The 14,830-nt window shown below is 73.0% G+C and carries 17 protein-coding genes; 9 read left to right on the forward strand and 8 right to left on the reverse strand.

What is annotated here, in order from left to right; genetic code table 11:
• Positions 1 to 176: 176 nt before the first annotated feature.
• Positions 177 to 1,424: an ABC transporter ATP-binding protein gene (locus ABD340_RS42405; protein ID WP_344597144.1), complete on the reverse strand. Its 1,248-nt coding sequence runs from the start codon at positions 1,422 to 1,424 to the stop codon at positions 177 to 179.
• Positions 1,425 to 1,568: 144 nt separating this feature from the next.
• On the opposite strand from ABD340_RS42405, the gene ABD340_RS42410 reads away from it, so the two are divergent.
• Together ABD340_RS42410 and ABD340_RS42415 are read left to right on the forward strand one after the other, a co-directional pair.
• On the forward strand, positions 1,569 to 2,651 hold the full coding sequence (locus ABD340_RS42410; protein ID WP_344597146.1) for a LacI family DNA-binding transcriptional regulator: 1,083 nt from the start codon (positions 1,569 to 1,571) through the stop codon (positions 2,649 to 2,651).
• A 65-nt stretch (positions 2,652 to 2,716) separates the two neighbouring features.
• Positions 2,717 to 3,157, forward strand: a complete 441-nt coding sequence (locus ABD340_RS42415) for an Lrp/AsnC family transcriptional regulator (protein WP_344597148.1) — start codon at positions 2,717 to 2,719, stop codon at positions 3,155 to 3,157.
• Between the two features lie 61 nt (positions 3,158 to 3,218).
• Here ABD340_RS42415 and ABD340_RS42420 read toward each other — a convergent pair whose 3' ends face one another.
• The 3 genes from ABD340_RS42420 to ABD340_RS42430 are packed head-to-tail and all read right to left on the reverse strand — an operon-like array spanning position 3,219 to position 5,804.
• Positions 3,219 to 4,127: a TIGR03619 family F420-dependent LLM class oxidoreductase gene (locus tag ABD340_RS42420; protein WP_344597150.1), complete on the reverse strand. Its 909-nt coding sequence runs from the start codon at positions 4,125 to 4,127 to the stop codon at positions 3,219 to 3,221.
• 39 nt (positions 4,128 to 4,166) lie between these two features.
• A complete protein-coding gene (locus tag ABD340_RS42425) occupies positions 4,167 to 5,249 on the reverse strand; it encodes a PLP-dependent cysteine synthase family protein (protein ID WP_344597151.1) in 1,083 nt (360 codons plus the stop codon).
• Between the two features lie 39 nt (positions 5,250 to 5,288).
• Positions 5,289 to 5,804, reverse strand: a complete 516-nt coding sequence (locus ABD340_RS42430; protein WP_344597153.1) for an FHA domain-containing protein — start codon at positions 5,802 to 5,804, stop codon at positions 5,289 to 5,291.
• A gap of 269 nt (positions 5,805 to 6,073) precedes the next feature.
• Between ABD340_RS42430 and ABD340_RS42435 the strand changes: the two genes are divergently transcribed.
• The 3 genes from ABD340_RS42435 to ABD340_RS42445 all read left to right on the forward strand — a co-directional run bounded on the left by ABD340_RS42435 (position 6,074) and on the right by ABD340_RS42445 (position 7,396).
• Positions 6,074 to 6,370 (forward strand): helix-turn-helix transcriptional regulator, encoded by a 297-nt coding sequence (locus tag ABD340_RS42435; protein ID WP_344597154.1) that lies wholly within the window; start codon positions 6,074 to 6,076, stop codon positions 6,368 to 6,370.
• Complete coding sequence (locus tag ABD340_RS42440) at positions 6,367 to 6,957, forward strand: MFS transporter (protein WP_344597156.1); 591 nt, start codon at positions 6,367 to 6,369, stop codon at positions 6,955 to 6,957. Before ABD340_RS42435 ends, ABD340_RS42440 begins: the two co-directional genes overlap by 4 nt.
• 70 nt (positions 6,958 to 7,027) lie before the next feature.
• Positions 7,028 to 7,396, forward strand: a complete 369-nt coding sequence (locus ABD340_RS42445; protein ID WP_344597158.1) for a hypothetical protein — start codon at positions 7,028 to 7,030, stop codon at positions 7,394 to 7,396.
• Between the two features lie 57 nt (positions 7,397 to 7,453).
• Here ABD340_RS42445 and ABD340_RS42450 read toward each other — a convergent pair whose 3' ends face one another.
• From ABD340_RS42450 to ABD340_RS42465, 4 genes are all read right to left on the reverse strand, one after another.
• The gene (locus tag ABD340_RS42450; RefSeq protein WP_344597160.1) at positions 7,454 to 8,254 is read right to left on the reverse strand and encodes an ABC transporter permease; all 801 of its coding nucleotides are present in this window, start codon (positions 8,252 to 8,254) and stop codon (positions 7,454 to 7,456) included.
• Positions 8,251 to 9,210 (reverse strand): ATP-binding cassette domain-containing protein, encoded by a 960-nt coding sequence (locus ABD340_RS42455; RefSeq protein WP_344597161.1) that lies wholly within the window; start codon positions 9,208 to 9,210, stop codon positions 8,251 to 8,253. The genes ABD340_RS42450 and ABD340_RS42455 overlap by 4 nt, the downstream gene beginning before the upstream one ends.
• Positions 9,211 to 9,257: 47 nt before the next feature.
• On the reverse strand, positions 9,258 to 10,100 hold the full coding sequence (locus tag ABD340_RS42460; protein WP_344597163.1) for a DUF4097 family beta strand repeat-containing protein: 843 nt from the start codon (positions 10,098 to 10,100) through the stop codon (positions 9,258 to 9,260).
• Between the two features lie 69 nt (positions 10,101 to 10,169).
• Complete coding sequence (locus tag ABD340_RS42465) at positions 10,170 to 10,730, reverse strand: hypothetical protein (protein ID WP_344597165.1); 561 nt, start codon at positions 10,728 to 10,730, stop codon at positions 10,170 to 10,172.
• A gap of 186 nt (positions 10,731 to 10,916) precedes the next feature.
• On the opposite strand from ABD340_RS42465, the gene ABD340_RS42470 reads away from it, so the two are divergent.
• The 4 genes from ABD340_RS42470 (at position 10,917) to ABD340_RS42485 (ending at position 14,790) form a co-directional block, all read left to right on the forward strand.
• Positions 10,917 to 11,756 (forward strand): transporter substrate-binding domain-containing protein, encoded by an 840-nt coding sequence (locus tag ABD340_RS42470; protein WP_344597546.1) that lies wholly within the window; start codon positions 10,917 to 10,919, stop codon positions 11,754 to 11,756.
• 111 nt (positions 11,757 to 11,867) lie between these two features.
• On the forward strand, positions 11,868 to 12,995 hold the full coding sequence (locus ABD340_RS42475) for a hypothetical protein (protein ID WP_344597167.1): 1,128 nt from the start codon (positions 11,868 to 11,870) through the stop codon (positions 12,993 to 12,995).
• Positions 12,996 to 13,276: 281 nt separating this feature from the next.
• Entirely contained in the window at positions 13,277 to 13,417 is a 141-nt protein-coding gene (locus ABD340_RS42480; RefSeq protein ID WP_344597169.1) for a hypothetical protein, read from the forward strand.
• Positions 13,414 to 14,790, forward strand: coding sequence for a 6-phospho-beta-glucosidase (locus ABD340_RS42485; protein WP_344597170.1), 1,377 nt, complete (start codon positions 13,414 to 13,416; stop codon positions 14,788 to 14,790). Before ABD340_RS42480 ends, ABD340_RS42485 begins: the two co-directional genes overlap by 4 nt.
• Positions 14,791 to 14,830 lie beyond the last annotated feature (40 nt).

The raw sequence follows: 14,830 nt of genomic DNA on the forward strand, positions 1-14,830 counted from the left end.
CGCCTGTTCGCAGTGGCCTCGGGTACCGCGCGAGCGCGCTACCTGGCCGGTGGGGCGATGCCGAAGGCGAGCGCCACTGGCCAGATCGCGAAGCGATGTCGCGCTCGCACCAAGCACGGTCAGGGTGCGAGCCGCCAGGCGAGCACCCTGGGCCGGGATTGAATAAATACAGCGCTCTAGGCCGAGGCCTTGGTGGTGACCTCGGCACCGGTGGACGCGGCGTCGGGGTGGCCGATCGCCAGGCCGCTGGCCGGGTCGAAGAAGTGCAGCCGGTGGGTGTCGACGGCCAGCTCGATGGCCTGGCCGGGCCGCACGTGCGAGCGGGCGTTGACCCGGGCCGTCCACAGCGCCTTGTTCTCCACCAGCGGGATCGCCATCTCGCTCTCGCCCTCGGCGGCGTCCTCGGCCAGGTCGGCGGTGTCCTTGTGCTCGACCGGCGGGGCGTCGATGGTGAAGATGACGTTGATCTCGCTGCCCAGCTCCTCGGTGACGCTGCTGGTGGCGGCCAGCGGCGCCCAGTCGGGCTTGGCGTGCGCGGCGTCCTCGAAGTCCGAGGGCCGCACGCCCAGGATGACCTTCTTGCCGAGGTAGCCCTCCAGGCCCGGCTTGTCCTCCAGCAGGCCGTCGGGGACCGGCAGGGTGTAGCCGGCGAACGACACCTGGGGTCCCTCGTCGCCGCGTTCGAGGTCGGCGGCGACGAAGTTCATGGCCGGCGAGCCGATGAACCCGGCGACGAACAGGTTGACCGGGTTGTCGAACAGCCGCTGCGGCGTGTCGACCTGCTGCAGCCTGCCCTCGCGCAGCACGCAGACCCGGTCGCCCAGCGTCATGGCCTCGACCTGGTCGTGGGTGACGTACACGGTGGTGACCTTGAGGCGCTCGTGCAGCTGGCTGAGCGAGGCGCGCATCGACACGCGCAGCTTGGCGTCCAGGTTGGACAGCGGCTCGTCCATCAGGAACGCCTGGGGCTCGCGGACGATCGCGCGGCCCATCGCCACGCGCTGCCGCTGCCCGCCCGACAGCGCGGCCGGCTTGCGCGACAGGAACTGCTCCAGGCCGAGCATCTTGGCGGCCTCCTGCACCTTCTGCGCGCGCTGCTCCTTGGAGACCCCGCGCAGCTTCAGCCCGAACGCCAGGTTCTGCTCGACGGTCATGTGCGGGTAGAGCGCGTAGTTCTGGAACACCATGGCGATGTCGCGGTCCTTGGGCGCCAGGTCGTTGACGACCCGCTCGCCGATGGAGATGCTGCCGCCGCTGATCTCCTCCAGGCCGGCGATCATCCGCAGCGCGGTGGACTTGCCGCAGCCCGACGGGCCGACCAGCACCATGAACTCGCCGTCGCGGATCTCCAGGTCCAGCCCGTCCACGGCCTTGACGCCGCCGGCGTACACCTTGTCGACCCCGTCCAGCACGATCTCGGCCATCTCACACCTCTCGATGGAAACGTTTCCAACGCCCGCCGCCCACCTGGGCGCTTATCCTGTGGGTGGAGTAAACATCATGGAAACGTTTCCAGAAAACGCCCGGTCATGAGAAGATCCGGCCGGGGTGGCGGAAGGGGCCTGCGCATGGCGGCGGACCGGGGCGCGGACGGGCGGCGACCGGCCACGATCAAGGACGTGGCGGCCGCCGCCGGCGTCGGCATCGCGACCGTCTCCCGGGTCTTCTCCGGCACCGGATCGGTCAGCCCCGCCACCCGCGAGCGCGTCCTGGCCGCCGCCCGCGGGCTGGACTACCGCCCCAGCGCGCTGGGACGCGGGCTGAAACTGCGCAGCAGCGGCGGCATCGGGCTGATCGTCCCCGACGTCACCGACCCCTTCTGCGCCGACCTGGTGGCCGGGGTGCTGGCATGCGCCCGCACCTTCGGCGAGCACGTGATCCTGGACACCGCGCACGGCGACCCCGCCCGCGAGGCCGAGATCGTCGACCGGCTCGTCGAGCAGCGGATGGACGGCGTCATCGCGGTCCCGGCGGGGGAGCGGGCGGCCTGGCGCACCGCCGCCGGGATCGGCGCCGGCGTCGTGTTCGCCGACCGGGTGCCGCCCGGCGTGCGCGACGTCCCGGCCGTGCTCGCCGACGACCGCGCGGGAGTGCGCACCCTCACCGAGTACCTGGTCGGCCTCGGCCACCGCCGCATCGCCTTCCTCGGCGCCGCACCCGCCGGGCCCGCCACGGCGACCGCGGCCGGCGCCGTGGCGGAGGTGCGCGAGCGCGCGTTCCGCGACACCCTCGCGGCCCTGGGCCTCACGGCGGACGAGGACCTGATCGTCGCCGGCCGGCACGAGCGCGACAGCGCCTACGCCGCCGCGGCCGGGCTGCTGCAGCGGCGCGGCGACGTCACCGCGGTGCTGGCCGCCGGGCACCTGCTCGGCGAGGCCGCCGTGCTGGTCGCGCGCGAGCTGGACCTGCGCGTCCCCGCCGACGTCTCGATCGCGATGGTGGACGACGTGCCCTGGGCCGAGCTGTGCGACCCGCCCCTCACCACCGTCGCCCGGCCCGGCCACGACATCGGCTACCGGGCGTGCGAGGTGCTGCTGCGCGACCGCGCCCGGCGCACCCGCGGCGGCCCCGTGCTGCTGCCCGCCGAACTGGTCGTGCGCGGCAGTTGCGGCCCGCCGCGCGGGGGCCGCTCGCCCGGCCGCCCCGCCTGAAAGACGCCTCCGCCGCCATCGGCTTTGTCCGTACATGGTGACCGCGGGCGCGCTAGATTTCCTGGGTGGAGGAGATCGATCGTCAGATCATGGCGTTGCTGGCCGACGACGGCCGGATGAGCTTCACCGATCTGGCCAAGGAGACCGGTCTGTCGGTGTCCGCCGTGCACCAGCGGGTACGGCGGCTGCAGAAGCGTGGCGTGATCAAAGGGTTCGCGGCCCAGCTGGACAACGCGCGGATCGGGCTGCCGCTCACCGCGTTCGTGTCGATCAAACCGATCGACCCGGCCGCGCCCGACGACGCACCCGACCGGCTGTCCCACCTGGCCGCGATCGAGGCCTGCCATTCGGTGGCGGGGGAGGAGAGCTACATCCTCAAGGTGAGGGTCGCCTCCCCCAACGAACTGGAGGAACTGCTCCAGATGATCCGCGCCGCGGCCAACGTCGCCACCCGCACCACGGTCGTCCTCAGCACCCCCTGGGAAGGCCGTCGTCCGCCCCTGTGACACGCGGTTGACGCGTTAGAAAGGAACGATCAGGCTCCCCTCCGCGGCCCGCGGAGGGGGGTCACGCGTCCGGGGCGAACGCCTGCAGGGCCTCGCGGGCCCGGAACATCGAATCCCACGGGTCGGCCTCGGGGCCGGTCAGCTCCGGGTCGAAGTTGAGGTCCACGAACAGCTCGGTCACCCCCTGCGCCGCGATGTCCTCGAAGTCGGCGCGGATCTCGTCGTGCGACCCGGTGAGCGGACGGCGGTCCCGCCGCGCCGCCTCCCGCACGCGCACCGCGGCCCGGCACACGAAGCGCAGCGCCGACGGGTCCCGCCCGGCCCGCTCCGCCGCCTCCCGGACGATCCCGACGGACCGGCCCAGCGTGGCCGGATCGGCCCGGCTGGAGCTGACCCAGCCCGCCGCCAGCCGCCCGGCCCGGCGCAGCGCGGGCTCGGCCGTGCCGCCCAGCAGGATCGGCGGCCCGGGCGACTGCAGCGGCTTGGGCTCCATGATCACCGGTGGCAGGTCGTAGAACTCCCCGCGGAACCGGCTGACCTCCTCCGTCCACAGCGACCGCAGCGCGGCCAGGAACTCCTCGGCCCGCTCGCCCCGCCGCTCCATCGGCGCGCCCACCGCGGCGAACTCCTCCGGCATCCAGCCCAGGCCCAGCCCCAGGTCGAGCCGTCCCGCGGTGACGTGGTCCAGCGTGGCGGCCTGCTTGGCCAGCAGCGCCGGGGAGAAGAACGGCATGTTGAGCACCGCCACGCCCAGCCGCACCCGGTCGGTCCGCCCGGCCAGGTAGGCCAGCGTCACCAGCGGATCGGGCACCGCCCGGTAGGTCGGATCGGCCGAACCGGCCGGGTTGAGCAGGCGCTGCAGCGTCCAGATCGAGTGATAGCCGAGCTCCTCGGCCTGCTGCGCGATCAGTACCTGGTTGGCCGGGGTCGACCACCCGCCCGACACCGGCACGGCGAACCCGATGAGCACGATCTTCCTCCCTGTCCACTGCGCTCGACGAAGGCGACCCTATCCGCCCGGGGCGTTCCATTCCCCGGTGGCCAGGAACCGGTCGACCGCCGCGGCGTACGGGGCCGGGTCCAGTCCTCTTCCGGCCGCCCAGCCGTCGTCGTGCCAGGTCCGCAGGTGCCGCTCCCCGGCGTCGCAGACCAGGGACACCACCGTGCCCGCCTCGCCCCGCTCGCGCATCCGCGCGACCAGGTGCAGCGCGCCCCACAGGTTGGCGCCGGTCGACCCGCCGACCGGCAGCCCGGTCGCGGCGCGCACGGCCCGCGCCCCGGCGACACTGGCGGCGTCCGGCACCGGCAGCATCAGGTCGATCAGGGACGGCAGGAACCCCGGCTCCATCCGGGGCCGCCCGATGCCCTCGACCCGCGACGGCATGCCCGTCGCGTAGTCGCGCGCCCCGGCGGCCCACCCGGGGAAGTAGGCCGAGTTCTCCGGATCCACCACCGCCAGCCGCGCGGGCAGCCCGTGGAGGCGGACGTGGCGTCCCAGCGCGGCGGCGGTGGCGCCCGTTCCCGCGCCCACGACCACCCACACCGGATCGGCCGCCTGCGCGAACAGCTCCCCGGCCAGGTCGTCCCCGCGCCAGTCCAGCGCCCGTTCCGCCCAGGTGAACTGGTCGAGGTAGCAGCCGCCGCGGTCGTCGGCGAGCCGCCGCGCCTCCTCGTAGATCGCCAGCGGGGGCGTGACGAAGCGGCACTCGCCGCCCAGCGCCCGGACCGGCTCGGCGCGCCCGGGGCTCTCGGCGCCCGGCATCACCGCGATGTAGGGAAGGTCCAGGAGCCGCGCGAAGTGGGCCTGCGCCACGGCCGCGTTCCCGCCGGTCGCCTCGACCACGGCCGTGCCCTCGGCGATCCGGCCCGTCGCGATCGCGTGGCGGAACAGGGCCCGCGCCGCACGGTGCTTCAGGCTCCCGGTCGGGTGCGCGGACTCGTCCTTGAACAGGAGCGTCACGCCCCACTCCGCCGGGAGCGGGAAGCGGATCAGCGGGGTGGGGCCGTGCTCCTCGCGCTCGGCCGTCAGCCGCCGGACGGCCCGGGCCGCCCACTCCCGCCCCTCCCGGAGCGCGGCCTCGTCGTCTGCCATCCCGCAATGAAACCAGCCGGGGCGGGGGCCGGGCGCCGCTCAGGACGAGGTGACGATGAAGCTGGAGTTGCCGAAGCCGACCTCGTCGCCGGGCCGCACCCGGGTCGGGCCGGTGAGCCGCCAGCCGTTGACGCGGGTGCCGTTCATCGAGCCCAGATCGGAGATCATCCAGCCGTCGTCGTTGCGGTAGATCTCGGCGTGGAACCGGGACACGGTGAGGTCGGTGAGGATGAACTGGCAGCCCGGGGCGCGGCCCACCACGATCCGGGTCAGGCCGGCCGGCGGCAGCATGAACCGCGGCAGCCGGGGCCCCCGCCAGGCCGCCTCGAACCGCGCGGTCACGTGGGAGACCGAGGAGATCAGCCCGGTCAGCCGTCCCACCACGCGGTTGGTGGGCGGCAGATCGTGCACGATGTCGGCCAGTTCGGCCTGGCTCTGAGCGCGCAGCACCTGGTCGACCCGGCGCTCGAACGTCTCATGGGACATCCGGCCCTCGGCGACCCGCTCGCTGAGCACCTGCAGCACCCGGTCGCGCTCCGTGTCGGACGCTCTCACCGGATATGAGGGCTGACCGTCCATAGCTGTGAGTATCCAGATCCCATCGTCGCCTGTCCAGAAAAGACCGCACGCGGCGGACAAGTGATCGTTCTCACCCGCCCCCCGCGCGTAGGACGCCCGCCCGACACCGGAAGTTCGGCCGCCCTTGATACGGGACGCCCGTATTCTGCGCCGTCCGCCGGCCGGGACCGTCCGAGGGCGGTCCTTCGCACCACGAGCGTGTTGCCGGTCTTGCCAAAGCATTGTGAAAACGCAATGATCGATACATGACGGGCAAGGCTGATCGAGGCAAACGCAAGAAGACGGCCGTGCACAACCGGCTGGCGGTACTGCGCGCCGAACACGGCGTGTCCCGTGCGGACCTGGCCGCCGCGGTCGGCGTGAACCCGCAGACCATCGGCTTCCTGGAACGCGGCGACTACGGGCCGTCCGCGGAGCTGGGGCTGCGGATCTGCGAGTTCTTCGAGCTGCCGTTCGAGGCGGTCTTCTCGCTCCGGCCCTTCACGCCCATGTCCAGCCGGCTCTACCGTTCCGCCGACTCGACCACAGGAGAGCAGCCATGACCGAGCAGACCAGCGGGATCAAGGACCGCCTGCGGCATCACCGAGAGGTGCTCGCCGCGGCCAAGGACGCCACGCCCGAGGAGCGCCGCGCGATCCTCGACGCCCTCCGGGACGACCAGGAGGCCTGGCGGAACCACCGCCGCGCCCGCCCCCTCCCGCCGTGGCTCGCCCGCCGCGGGACGCGCCGCGCCCTGGCCGCCGTCGCGGTCGTGCCGTTCGGCTGCGGGACCGCGGCCGCGTTCCTGGCCCCCGCATCGCTCCCCTCGATAGCGCTCCAGGCGGGCGCCGTCGCCGGCGTGGGCGCCGGCCTGATCCTGCTGCGCCGGGCGACCAGGCTGCTGACCGAGGTCCCCGACGCCGAACTCGACGAGCGCGAGCTGGCCGAACGCGACCGGGCCCGCGGCCTCGCCTACCTGGCCCTGGCCTGCTGCGTGGGCCTGGTCGCGCTCGTCGCGATCGCCGACGGCCCGCTGCTGGACACTCGCGCCTGGGAACCGCTGATCCTCGGCACCCTGTTCACCGCGCTGCTGCTCCCCTCGGCCGCCGCGGCCTGGGAATGGAACGAACTCGACGACGCCGACCAGTAGCGCGCCGTGGCGGCGGGCCGCGCGGTAAACGGGTCGCCCGGCCGAGCCGCCGCGCGTTACCGTCGCGACGGTGAGCGGGAACAGGGCCGGGACGGACGCGATCAGGACGGACGTGGTCGTGCAGTGGGTCCGGACCTACTGGACGGCACGCTCGCAGGGGGCTCCCGGGGCCGTCCTGCGCAACTCCCTGCCCGAGGCGTTCCCGCTTCCCGATGCGGAGCCCCCGTTCGTGCACGAAGTCCGCATGTACGAAGGCGACGGCTTCACCCCGCACGCCACGCTGACCGGCGGCCTCCCGCCGGACACCGACGTGCCTGAGCGAGGACGTGACCGAGGGCGAACGAGTCCTGCATGTGCAGCCGGCTGGGCGGGCCGTCCCGGAATGGGCCGGCGGCGGCCGCCCTCCCGGCGCGTCGACGAACTCGTCCATTACCCGTGAAGCCCCGCCGACGGCGTCGTCTGCCGTCGGCGGGGCCGGAGCGGGTCGCTCGGGAATTCAGCGCGAGGCCGAGGGGTCGCGGTTGTACAGCTTCCTCGCCCAGAGGTAGGCGACCAGCGTGAGGCCGGTGCACCAGGCGACCGTCTGGGCCGCGCTGCCACCGATGGGCGTGCCCATCAGCAACCCCCGCACCGTCTCGATCAGCGGCGTGAACGGCTGGTACTCGGCGAACCAGCGCAGCCCCGTCGGCATCGAGTCGGTCGGGACGAACCCGCTGCTGAGGAAGGGCAGCAGCATCAGCGGCATGGGCGTGTTACTGGCGGTCTCGACGCTGTCGGCGGCCAGGCCCAACGCGACCGTCAGCCAGGTCAGCGCGAAGGCGAACAGCATGAGGACGCCCGCCGCCGCCAGCCACTCGACCGGGCTCGCGTCGGGCCGGTACCCGATCAGCACGGCGACGCCGAGAACGACCGCCAGGCCGAGCACCGTCTGGAGCATGGCGCCGATGACGTGCCCGGTCAGCACCGAGGCACGGGCGATCGCCATGGTGCGGAACCGGGCGACGATGCCCTCGGTCATGTCCATGGCCACCGACACCGCCGTGCCCTGGGCGAAGGCGGCGATCGTCATCAGGATGATCCCGGGGGCGACGTAGTCGATGTACTCGGAGCGGCCGCCGCCCGACGGGCCGCCCATCCCGGCGCCCATGGTGCCGCCGAAAACGTAGACGAACAGCAGCAGGAAGACCACCGGCATGCCGAGGAGCATCAGCGTCAGCGACGGGTAGCGCTGCATGTGCCGCAGGTTGCGGCGCAGCATCGTCGCCGAGTCGGTCAGGGTGTGGGAGAGGGCGGTCATCGCAGCGTTTCCTTCATTTCCTCGGGCCGGCCCGTGAGGGCCAGGAACACGTCGTCGAGATCGGGGGTGTGGACCGACAGCTCCTCGACCTCGATGGCCTGGTCGTCCAGCTGGGAGAGCAGGGCGCGCAGCGACCGGACGCCGCCGTCCCCGGGAACCCGCAGGGTGAGGTCGTCCCCGTCGAGCGAGGCCGTGCGCAGGACACCGAGCGCCGCCTCGACTTCCCGCGTGTCGCCGAACCGGAGCCGGACGTGCCCGCCGGGGATGAGCCGCTTGAGCTCGTCCGCGGTACCCTGCGCGATCAGCTTGCCGTGGTCGAGGAACGCGATACGGTCGGCCAGTTCGTCGGCCTCCTCCAGGTACTGGGTGGTGAGGAGGATCGTGACGCCGTCGGCCACGAGGTTCCGGATGATCTGCCACATGGTGCGGCGGCTGCGCGGGTCCAGGCCGGTGGTGGGCTCGTCCAGGAAGATGAGGCTCGGGGAGCCCACCAGGGTCATCGCCAGGTCGAGCCGCCGCCGCATGCCGCCGGAGTAGGTGCCGGCCATCTTCCGGGCCGCGTCGACCAGGTCGAACCGCTCGAGCAGCTCGGCGGCGCGCCGCCGGCCCTCGCGCTTGCCGAGATGGTGCAGGTCGGCCATCAGGATCAGGTTCTCCTCGCCGGTGAGGAGCCGGTCGACCGCCGAGTACTGGCCGGTGACGCCGATCGCGGCGCGCACCGCGTCCGGTTCGCGGACCGGGTCGTGGCCCGCGACGCGGACCTCGCCGCCGTCGAAGCGGATCAGCGTGGACAGGATCTGCACCATCGTGGTCTTGCCGGCGCCGTTGGGGCCCAGCAGCGAGAAGACCGTTCCCTGCGCGACCTGCAGGTCGATGCCGTCCAGGACGGTCTTGTCGCCGTACGACTTGCGCAGGCCCGTGACCGCGATCGCCGGATTGGGGGGAGCGTTGTTCATGTCCTCTTCCTTCGTGACGTGAGCGCGGGGGAGCGCAGGGGGTGCGGTCATGTGCGGTGGATCAGGACGTCGCCCCAGCCGGTGCGGGCGCGCACCTCGACGGTCTCGCCGGCCTTCGGCGGGTCGTCGGAGGTCTCCAGGTCGCTGCGCACGCTGCCGTGCTCGGCGCCGACGTCCAGCCAGGCGGCGGTGCCTTCGGGGATGCCGACCTCCAGCTCGCCGAAGCGGGTCTCGAGCGTGACCGCGCCGCGCACCGCCTCGCCGATCCGGACGTCGCCGAACGCGGCCGTCGCGCCCACGCCGGCCAGGGCGCGGTCGACGGTGATGTCGCCGGTGCCGGTGGCGAGGCGGACGTCGTCGGTCGCCTCGCCGACGGTGATGTCGCCGGTGGTGGTCTTGGCCACCGCGGTCCCGTCGATCCCGCCGAACCAGATCTTGCCGACCGACACGACGACGTCGGTGTGCCCGGCCGACCGCTGGACCCGGACGTCCCCGGCGGCCGAGCGCGCCTTGAGCGCGCCGGTCCGGTCGAGCCGGATGGACCCGGCGGCGGTGTCGAAGGAGGAGTCGCCGAGACGGCCCTCGCCGCGGAAGTGCGCGGCGCCCTTGGCCTCCACCCGGGAACCGCTCGGGAGCCGCACCGTCAGCTCGATCGAGGGGGAGCGGCGGCCGAACAGTGAGCGGGGGTGCCGGGGGCCCTTCACCCGCAGTCGGCCGCCGGTGTACTCGACGGTGGTCTGCTTTGCGGCCTCGACGTCCTTGTCGTGGGACTCGTCGGTCGGGCCGACCTCGACGACGGTGTCGGCGCGGTCGCTCGCGTGGATCCGGACGTGCCCGATCGCCAGCTCGATGGACGCGGTGATCGGCTCGGGGGTGTCGAACGTGGGCATGGCGAAGCTCTCCTTGGGGCGCGGACGCGAGGCGGTGGGCGGGGGATGCGGTGATCGAGGGCGGGGCGGTCAGCTGACCCAGCCGGTGTGCTGGTTGCCGTACGGGCGCCCGGAGGCGTCGCCGGTGGCGACGTCCGGGCCGAGCGCGGCGGCCACGGTGCGGACGAGCCAGGCGTTGACCGACAGGCCCGCCCGGCCCGCGGCCTCCTCCACCCGCGGCTTGAGGTGCTCGGGGAGGCGCAGCGTGACCCGGGACGTGCCGCCGCCCTCGTCGCCCTCCGGCGGCGCGGGCAGCACCGGGGGCCGGACGCCCATGGTGACCTCAAGGGAACGGGCCAGCGCGCTCTTCAGACTGCTCCCGTGCGCGGCTTCCGGCAGCCGTTCCACCGGCGGTGGCGTCACGATGAAGTCAGGGTCGAGGCCGCGCATGCGCACCTCGACCGAGCCCGGCGCCAGCTCGCGGGTGATCTCGTCCGCGGCCGCCGACAGCGCCTCGAGCAGCGCGAGCCGGGCGGCCGACTCCAGTGGTGCGGTGAGCCGCTCGGCGAGCTCGCGGGCCTCGCCGCTGCCCGCCGCGGCGGCGACCGCGAGCTCCCGGCGGAGCCTGTCGACATACGGCATGACATCCATGACGTCACTATGACATCAGTGTGACGTCAATTGCAAGCGGCAATTGGGATAAGTGACGTCATGCCTGGTCGTGCGGGTGGAACCGGAGGACGCCGACCCGGTGGGCTCGGACGGCTCGAGACCCGGAAGCCGGTCCGGATTCGGTCAGGGTCTGGCACTCATGATCAATACTCTGGAACGTTGGTCGTGGACGAGGCGGAGGTCGGGATGGGCTTCCTGCGCGTGCGGCGGACCGCCGCGGCGATCGTGCTGGGCTGTGCCGCCCTGGCGGGCTGCGCGGGCGGCGAGGAGTCCCCGCTGCTGGCGAAGGGAACGCTGGTGGCCGGGGTTCGGCCGGATCTGCCGGGGCTGGGCGTCCGGCTGCCGGACGGCCGCTTCGAGGGCCTGGACGTGGACGTCGCCCGGTACGTCGCCGGGCGGCTGGGAATGGGCGTGCGGTTCCGGCCGGCGCTCGCGCGCGACCGGGAGCGGCTGCTGCGCGAGGGCGAGGTGGACCTGGTGCTGACGTTCTGGGTGGAGCCGGAATGGAAGCTCAGGCTGGCCTTCGCGGGCCCGTACTACCTGTCGTACCAGGACATCCTCGTCCGGGCGGACGAGCGCGAGGTGCGCGGCGTGCGGGATCTGAAGGGGCGCAGGCTGTGCGCCGTCGCCGGGGCCGGCGCGGCCGAGCAGGTGATCGAGGAGCGGCAGGTGGCCGCGGTGCCGGTGCCCGCGCGCGGCTACGACGAGTGCGCGGCCATGCTCGCCGACCGCCGGGTCGACGCGATCACCACCAACGACACGATCCTGGCCGGGCTCCAGAAACGGCAGGGCACGGGCTTCCGGCTGGTGAACGCCAGGTTCGGGGAGCGGCGCACGGGGATCGGGATGCGCCGCGACGACCCCGGCGGATGCGAGGCGGTCAACAAGGCGATCACCCGGATGTACCAGGACGGCACCGCCGCCAGGCTGATGGGCAAATGGTTCGGCGGCTCCGGGCTGGACCTGTCGGTCGTGGAGGTCCCGCAGTTCGAGGGCTGTGAGTGAGGACGCGCGCGATAGACGAACCGGCACCCGGCGGTTAGGGGTTGCGCACACCGCGGCTATAACGGTCCGCGGCCGCCTCGCTACACACTGTGTGGTGAAGGAGGTGGTGATGTGCGTCTTGGGTTCGGACGTGCTCCGGCGGCCGCCGCTGACGCCGCGACGGTGCCCGGTCTTTCGCCCCTTGGCTCATTCGCCGGCGCGACATGGGACGCCAAGTTCAAGGCGGCTCTGTCATATGCGGGCGCGCAGACCTTCCGGCCGGTGATCCTGCTGCCCAACGCCAACATCGAGCTGTCGGGAGGCCCCTACCCCTTCCTGGACGGGCTGCGCCTCTCCGGCCCGCCGGGAGGATCGGAACGCGAGTTCTCCGGGCGCGGCCCGCAGACGATCGTCACCGTCAAGGGCAAGCCGCTGTTCGCGCTGCCCACGGGGGGCGTGCGGTCGATGTCGATGCGCGGGATCCAGTTCCGCGCCTCCGGGGCGGTCGACTGGATGGTCCGCGAGACCGACTTCGCCGGCGGCCCGATCATGAGCGACGCCAACTTCCTGGACGTCGGCTGGGTCGGATTCCGCTCGGTCATGCACGCCCGGCACCTGCGCGTCACGATCGACCGTGCCTACATCAACAACGGCACGGACGTGCAGCTGAAGCTCGGCGGCAGCGACAACTACTACTTCACCGCCGGCCAGTCGTTCATGTCCGGGTCGCTGCCGCCGACGGCGGCCGCCTACGTCCACTTCACCAGCATGTCCCGCACCAGGGTCGGCCCCCTCTACATCACCCCGCAGTACGCCACCGCGTTCCGGATCGAACGCGGGTACGGCGGCCTGTCGTTCGAGGGCACGATCATCGACTGCACGGGCCGCGACAAGAACACCGCCTGCCAGGGCTCGGCGATCGACGTCCACTCCGGTGAAGGCCACGTCTTCTCCAACCTGTGGTTCTTCAACTGCACCACCAACCCGGCCGCGACCGGCCGCGCCGGTGAGAAGGGGCAGGTCCGCGTCCGCGCGGAGGCCAAGGAGATCGCGTTCATGGGCTGCCAGTGGTCGGGCGGCACGAAACAGCGCGTCCTCACCCCGGCGGGAACGCCCGCGATCTACTGCGACGCCGGTGCCACCGGCGTGCGCGTGCACGCCCCGCTCGCGCCCAACGGCGGCGAGAAACGGCTCCAGCAGGCCGCCGCCGGCGCGATCAGGTGCGACGATCCCGGCTGGACGATCGTCACCGCGCGCTGACCGCTGCGTCCCACCCGGAGCCGCGCTATTCCCAGCCGGTTCGTCGCCTCCGGCGGCACCCCTTCCAGGGGTCCGCCCATGCGTCCATCGTGCCGCGCGCCCGCCGGCGCCGATCGCATTGTCACGATCCAATCTCGGCCGTCCGGTTCAACGGACCACAGGAGTTGACCTTCGGCCCTGACATGGCAGAGTGACACGATGGGCGCCGACCAGGTACGGGACGGGGTACCGCCGACCGACCTCGACCAGCCGCCGTTCGAGGCGGCCGCGGCGGACAGGCGATGATCGAGATCGCGGACCGGGTCGTGCCGGTCGCGTCCGAGACCGGGTTCCCCGGCACCGGATCGCCGCGCGTGCACTCGCCGGATCCGCGGACGCTCGAACTCGGCGGCCGGGCGGGCGGAAAGGTGATCATCGCATGAAGCTGGCCATTCTCGGAGGCGGCGGGTTCCGGGTGCCGTACGTGTACCAGGCCCTGCTGCGCGACCGGAGCACCCCGCGGATCGAGGAGGTCTGGCTCCAGGACGCCGACACCGGCCGCCTGGAGGTCATAGCGGCGGTGCTGGCGCGGCTGGCCGAGGGCGCCCCGGCCGCGCCGAAGGTCGTCACGACGACGCGCCTGGACCCGGCCCTGGAGGGCGCCGACTTCGTGTTCGCCGCGATCCGGGTCGGCGGCCTGGCGGGACGGGTGTGCGACGAGCGGGTCGCGCTCGACCTGAACGTGCTGGGCCAGGAGACCACCGGGCCGGGCGGGGTGGCGTACGGGCTGCGCACCATCCCGGTCATGGTCGACATCGCGCACCGGGTCGAGGCGCTGGCCCCGGAGGCGTACGTCATCAACTTCACCAACCCCGCCGGGATGATCACCGAGGCGATGCAGCGGGTCCTCGGCGACCGGGTGCTGGGCATCTGCGACACCCCGTCCGGGCTGGGCACCCGGGTCGCCGCCGCGCTCGGCCTGGACCCGCGGCGGATCGAACTCGACTACGTCGGGCTCAACCACCTCGGCTGGATGCGCCGCGTCCTGCACGACGGCGTGGACGTGCTGCCCGGCCTGCTCGCCGACGACGACCTGCTCGGCGGGCTGGAGGAGGGCGTGGTGTTCGGCCGGGAATGGCTGCGCGAGCTCGGCGTCATCCCCAACGAGTACCTGTACTACTACTACTTCAACCGCGAGGCGGTGCGGGCCACCCTGGACGCCCCGCAGACCCGCGGCGAGTTCCTGCTCAAGCAGCAGGGCGCGTTCTACGAGCGGATCGCCGCGGCGTCCGGAGGCCGGGCCCTGGAACTGTGGCGCGAGACGGTCGCCGCGCGCAGCGCCAGCTACATGGCCGAGATGAAGGGCGCCGAGACCGGCCAGGCGCTCGACGGCCACGCCGGCGTCGACCCGGTGGACGAGGGGTACGCCGGGGTCGCGCTGAGCGTGATGGCCGCGATCGCCCGGGACGAGCCCGCCACCATGATCCTCAACGTGCGGAACGGCCCGACCGTCCCCGCGCTGCCCCCCGACGCGGTGGTCGAGGTGCCCGTCACCGTCGGCGCCGGCGGCGTCCGCCCGCACGCCGCCGCCCCGCCCGACCTGCACCAGACCGGGCTGATGCAGCAGGTCAAGGCGGTGGAGCGGCTGACCATCGAGGCCGCGCTCAGCGGCTCGAAGACCGCCGCCGTCAAGGCGTTCGGGCTGCACCCCCTGGTCGACTCGGTCTCGGTCGGGCGGCGGCTGCTCGACGGCTACATCGACCGCATCCCCGAGGTCGCGGCCGTGTTCGCGGGCGCCCGCCCGTCCCGGCGGTGACTCCTCGCCCCACTTCCGCTCCGATCGCACGCCATCGCGA

The sequence above is a fragment of the Actinomadura vinacea genome, from assembly GCF_039532545.1.
In the GTDB taxonomy this organism is placed as follows: Bacteria; Actinomycetota; Actinomycetes; order Streptosporangiales; family Streptosporangiaceae; genus Spirillospora; species Spirillospora vinacea.

Excerpts from the sequence above, each read along its gene's own strand:
- ABD340_RS42405 (WP_344597144.1), bottom strand. The coding sequence starts at position 1,424 with ATGGCCGAGATCGTGCTGGACGGGGTCGACAAGGTGTACGCCGGCGGC.
- ABD340_RS42410 (WP_344597146.1), top strand. The coding sequence starts at position 1,569 with ATGGCGGCGGACCGGGGCGCGGACGGGCGGCGACCGGCCACGATCAAG.
- ABD340_RS42425 (WP_344597151.1), bottom strand. The coding sequence starts at position 5,249 with ATGGCAGACGACGAGGCCGCGCTCCGGGAGGGGCGGGAGTGGGCGGCC.
- ABD340_RS42435 (WP_344597154.1), top strand. The coding sequence starts at position 6,074 with ATGACGGGCAAGGCTGATCGAGGCAAACGCAAGAAGACGGCCGTGCAC.
- ABD340_RS42440 (WP_344597156.1), top strand. The coding sequence starts at position 6,367 with ATGACCGAGCAGACCAGCGGGATCAAGGACCGCCTGCGGCATCACCGA.
- ABD340_RS42450 (WP_344597160.1), bottom strand. The coding sequence starts at position 8,254 with ATGACCGCCCTCTCCCACACCCTGACCGACTCGGCGACGATGCTGCGC.
- ABD340_RS42455 (WP_344597161.1), bottom strand. The coding sequence starts at position 9,210 with ATGAACAACGCTCCCCCCAATCCGGCGATCGCGGTCACGGGCCTGCGC.
- ABD340_RS42460 (WP_344597163.1), bottom strand. The coding sequence starts at position 10,100 with ATGCCCACGTTCGACACCCCCGAGCCGATCACCGCGTCCATCGAGCTG.
- ABD340_RS42465 (WP_344597165.1), bottom strand. The coding sequence starts at position 10,730 with ATGGATGTCATGCCGTATGTCGACAGGCTCCGCCGGGAGCTCGCGGTC.
- ABD340_RS42480 (WP_344597169.1), top strand. The coding sequence starts at position 13,277 with ATGATCGAGATCGCGGACCGGGTCGTGCCGGTCGCGTCCGAGACCGGG.
- ABD340_RS42485 (WP_344597170.1), top strand. The coding sequence starts at position 13,414 with ATGAAGCTGGCCATTCTCGGAGGCGGCGGGTTCCGGGTGCCGTACGTG.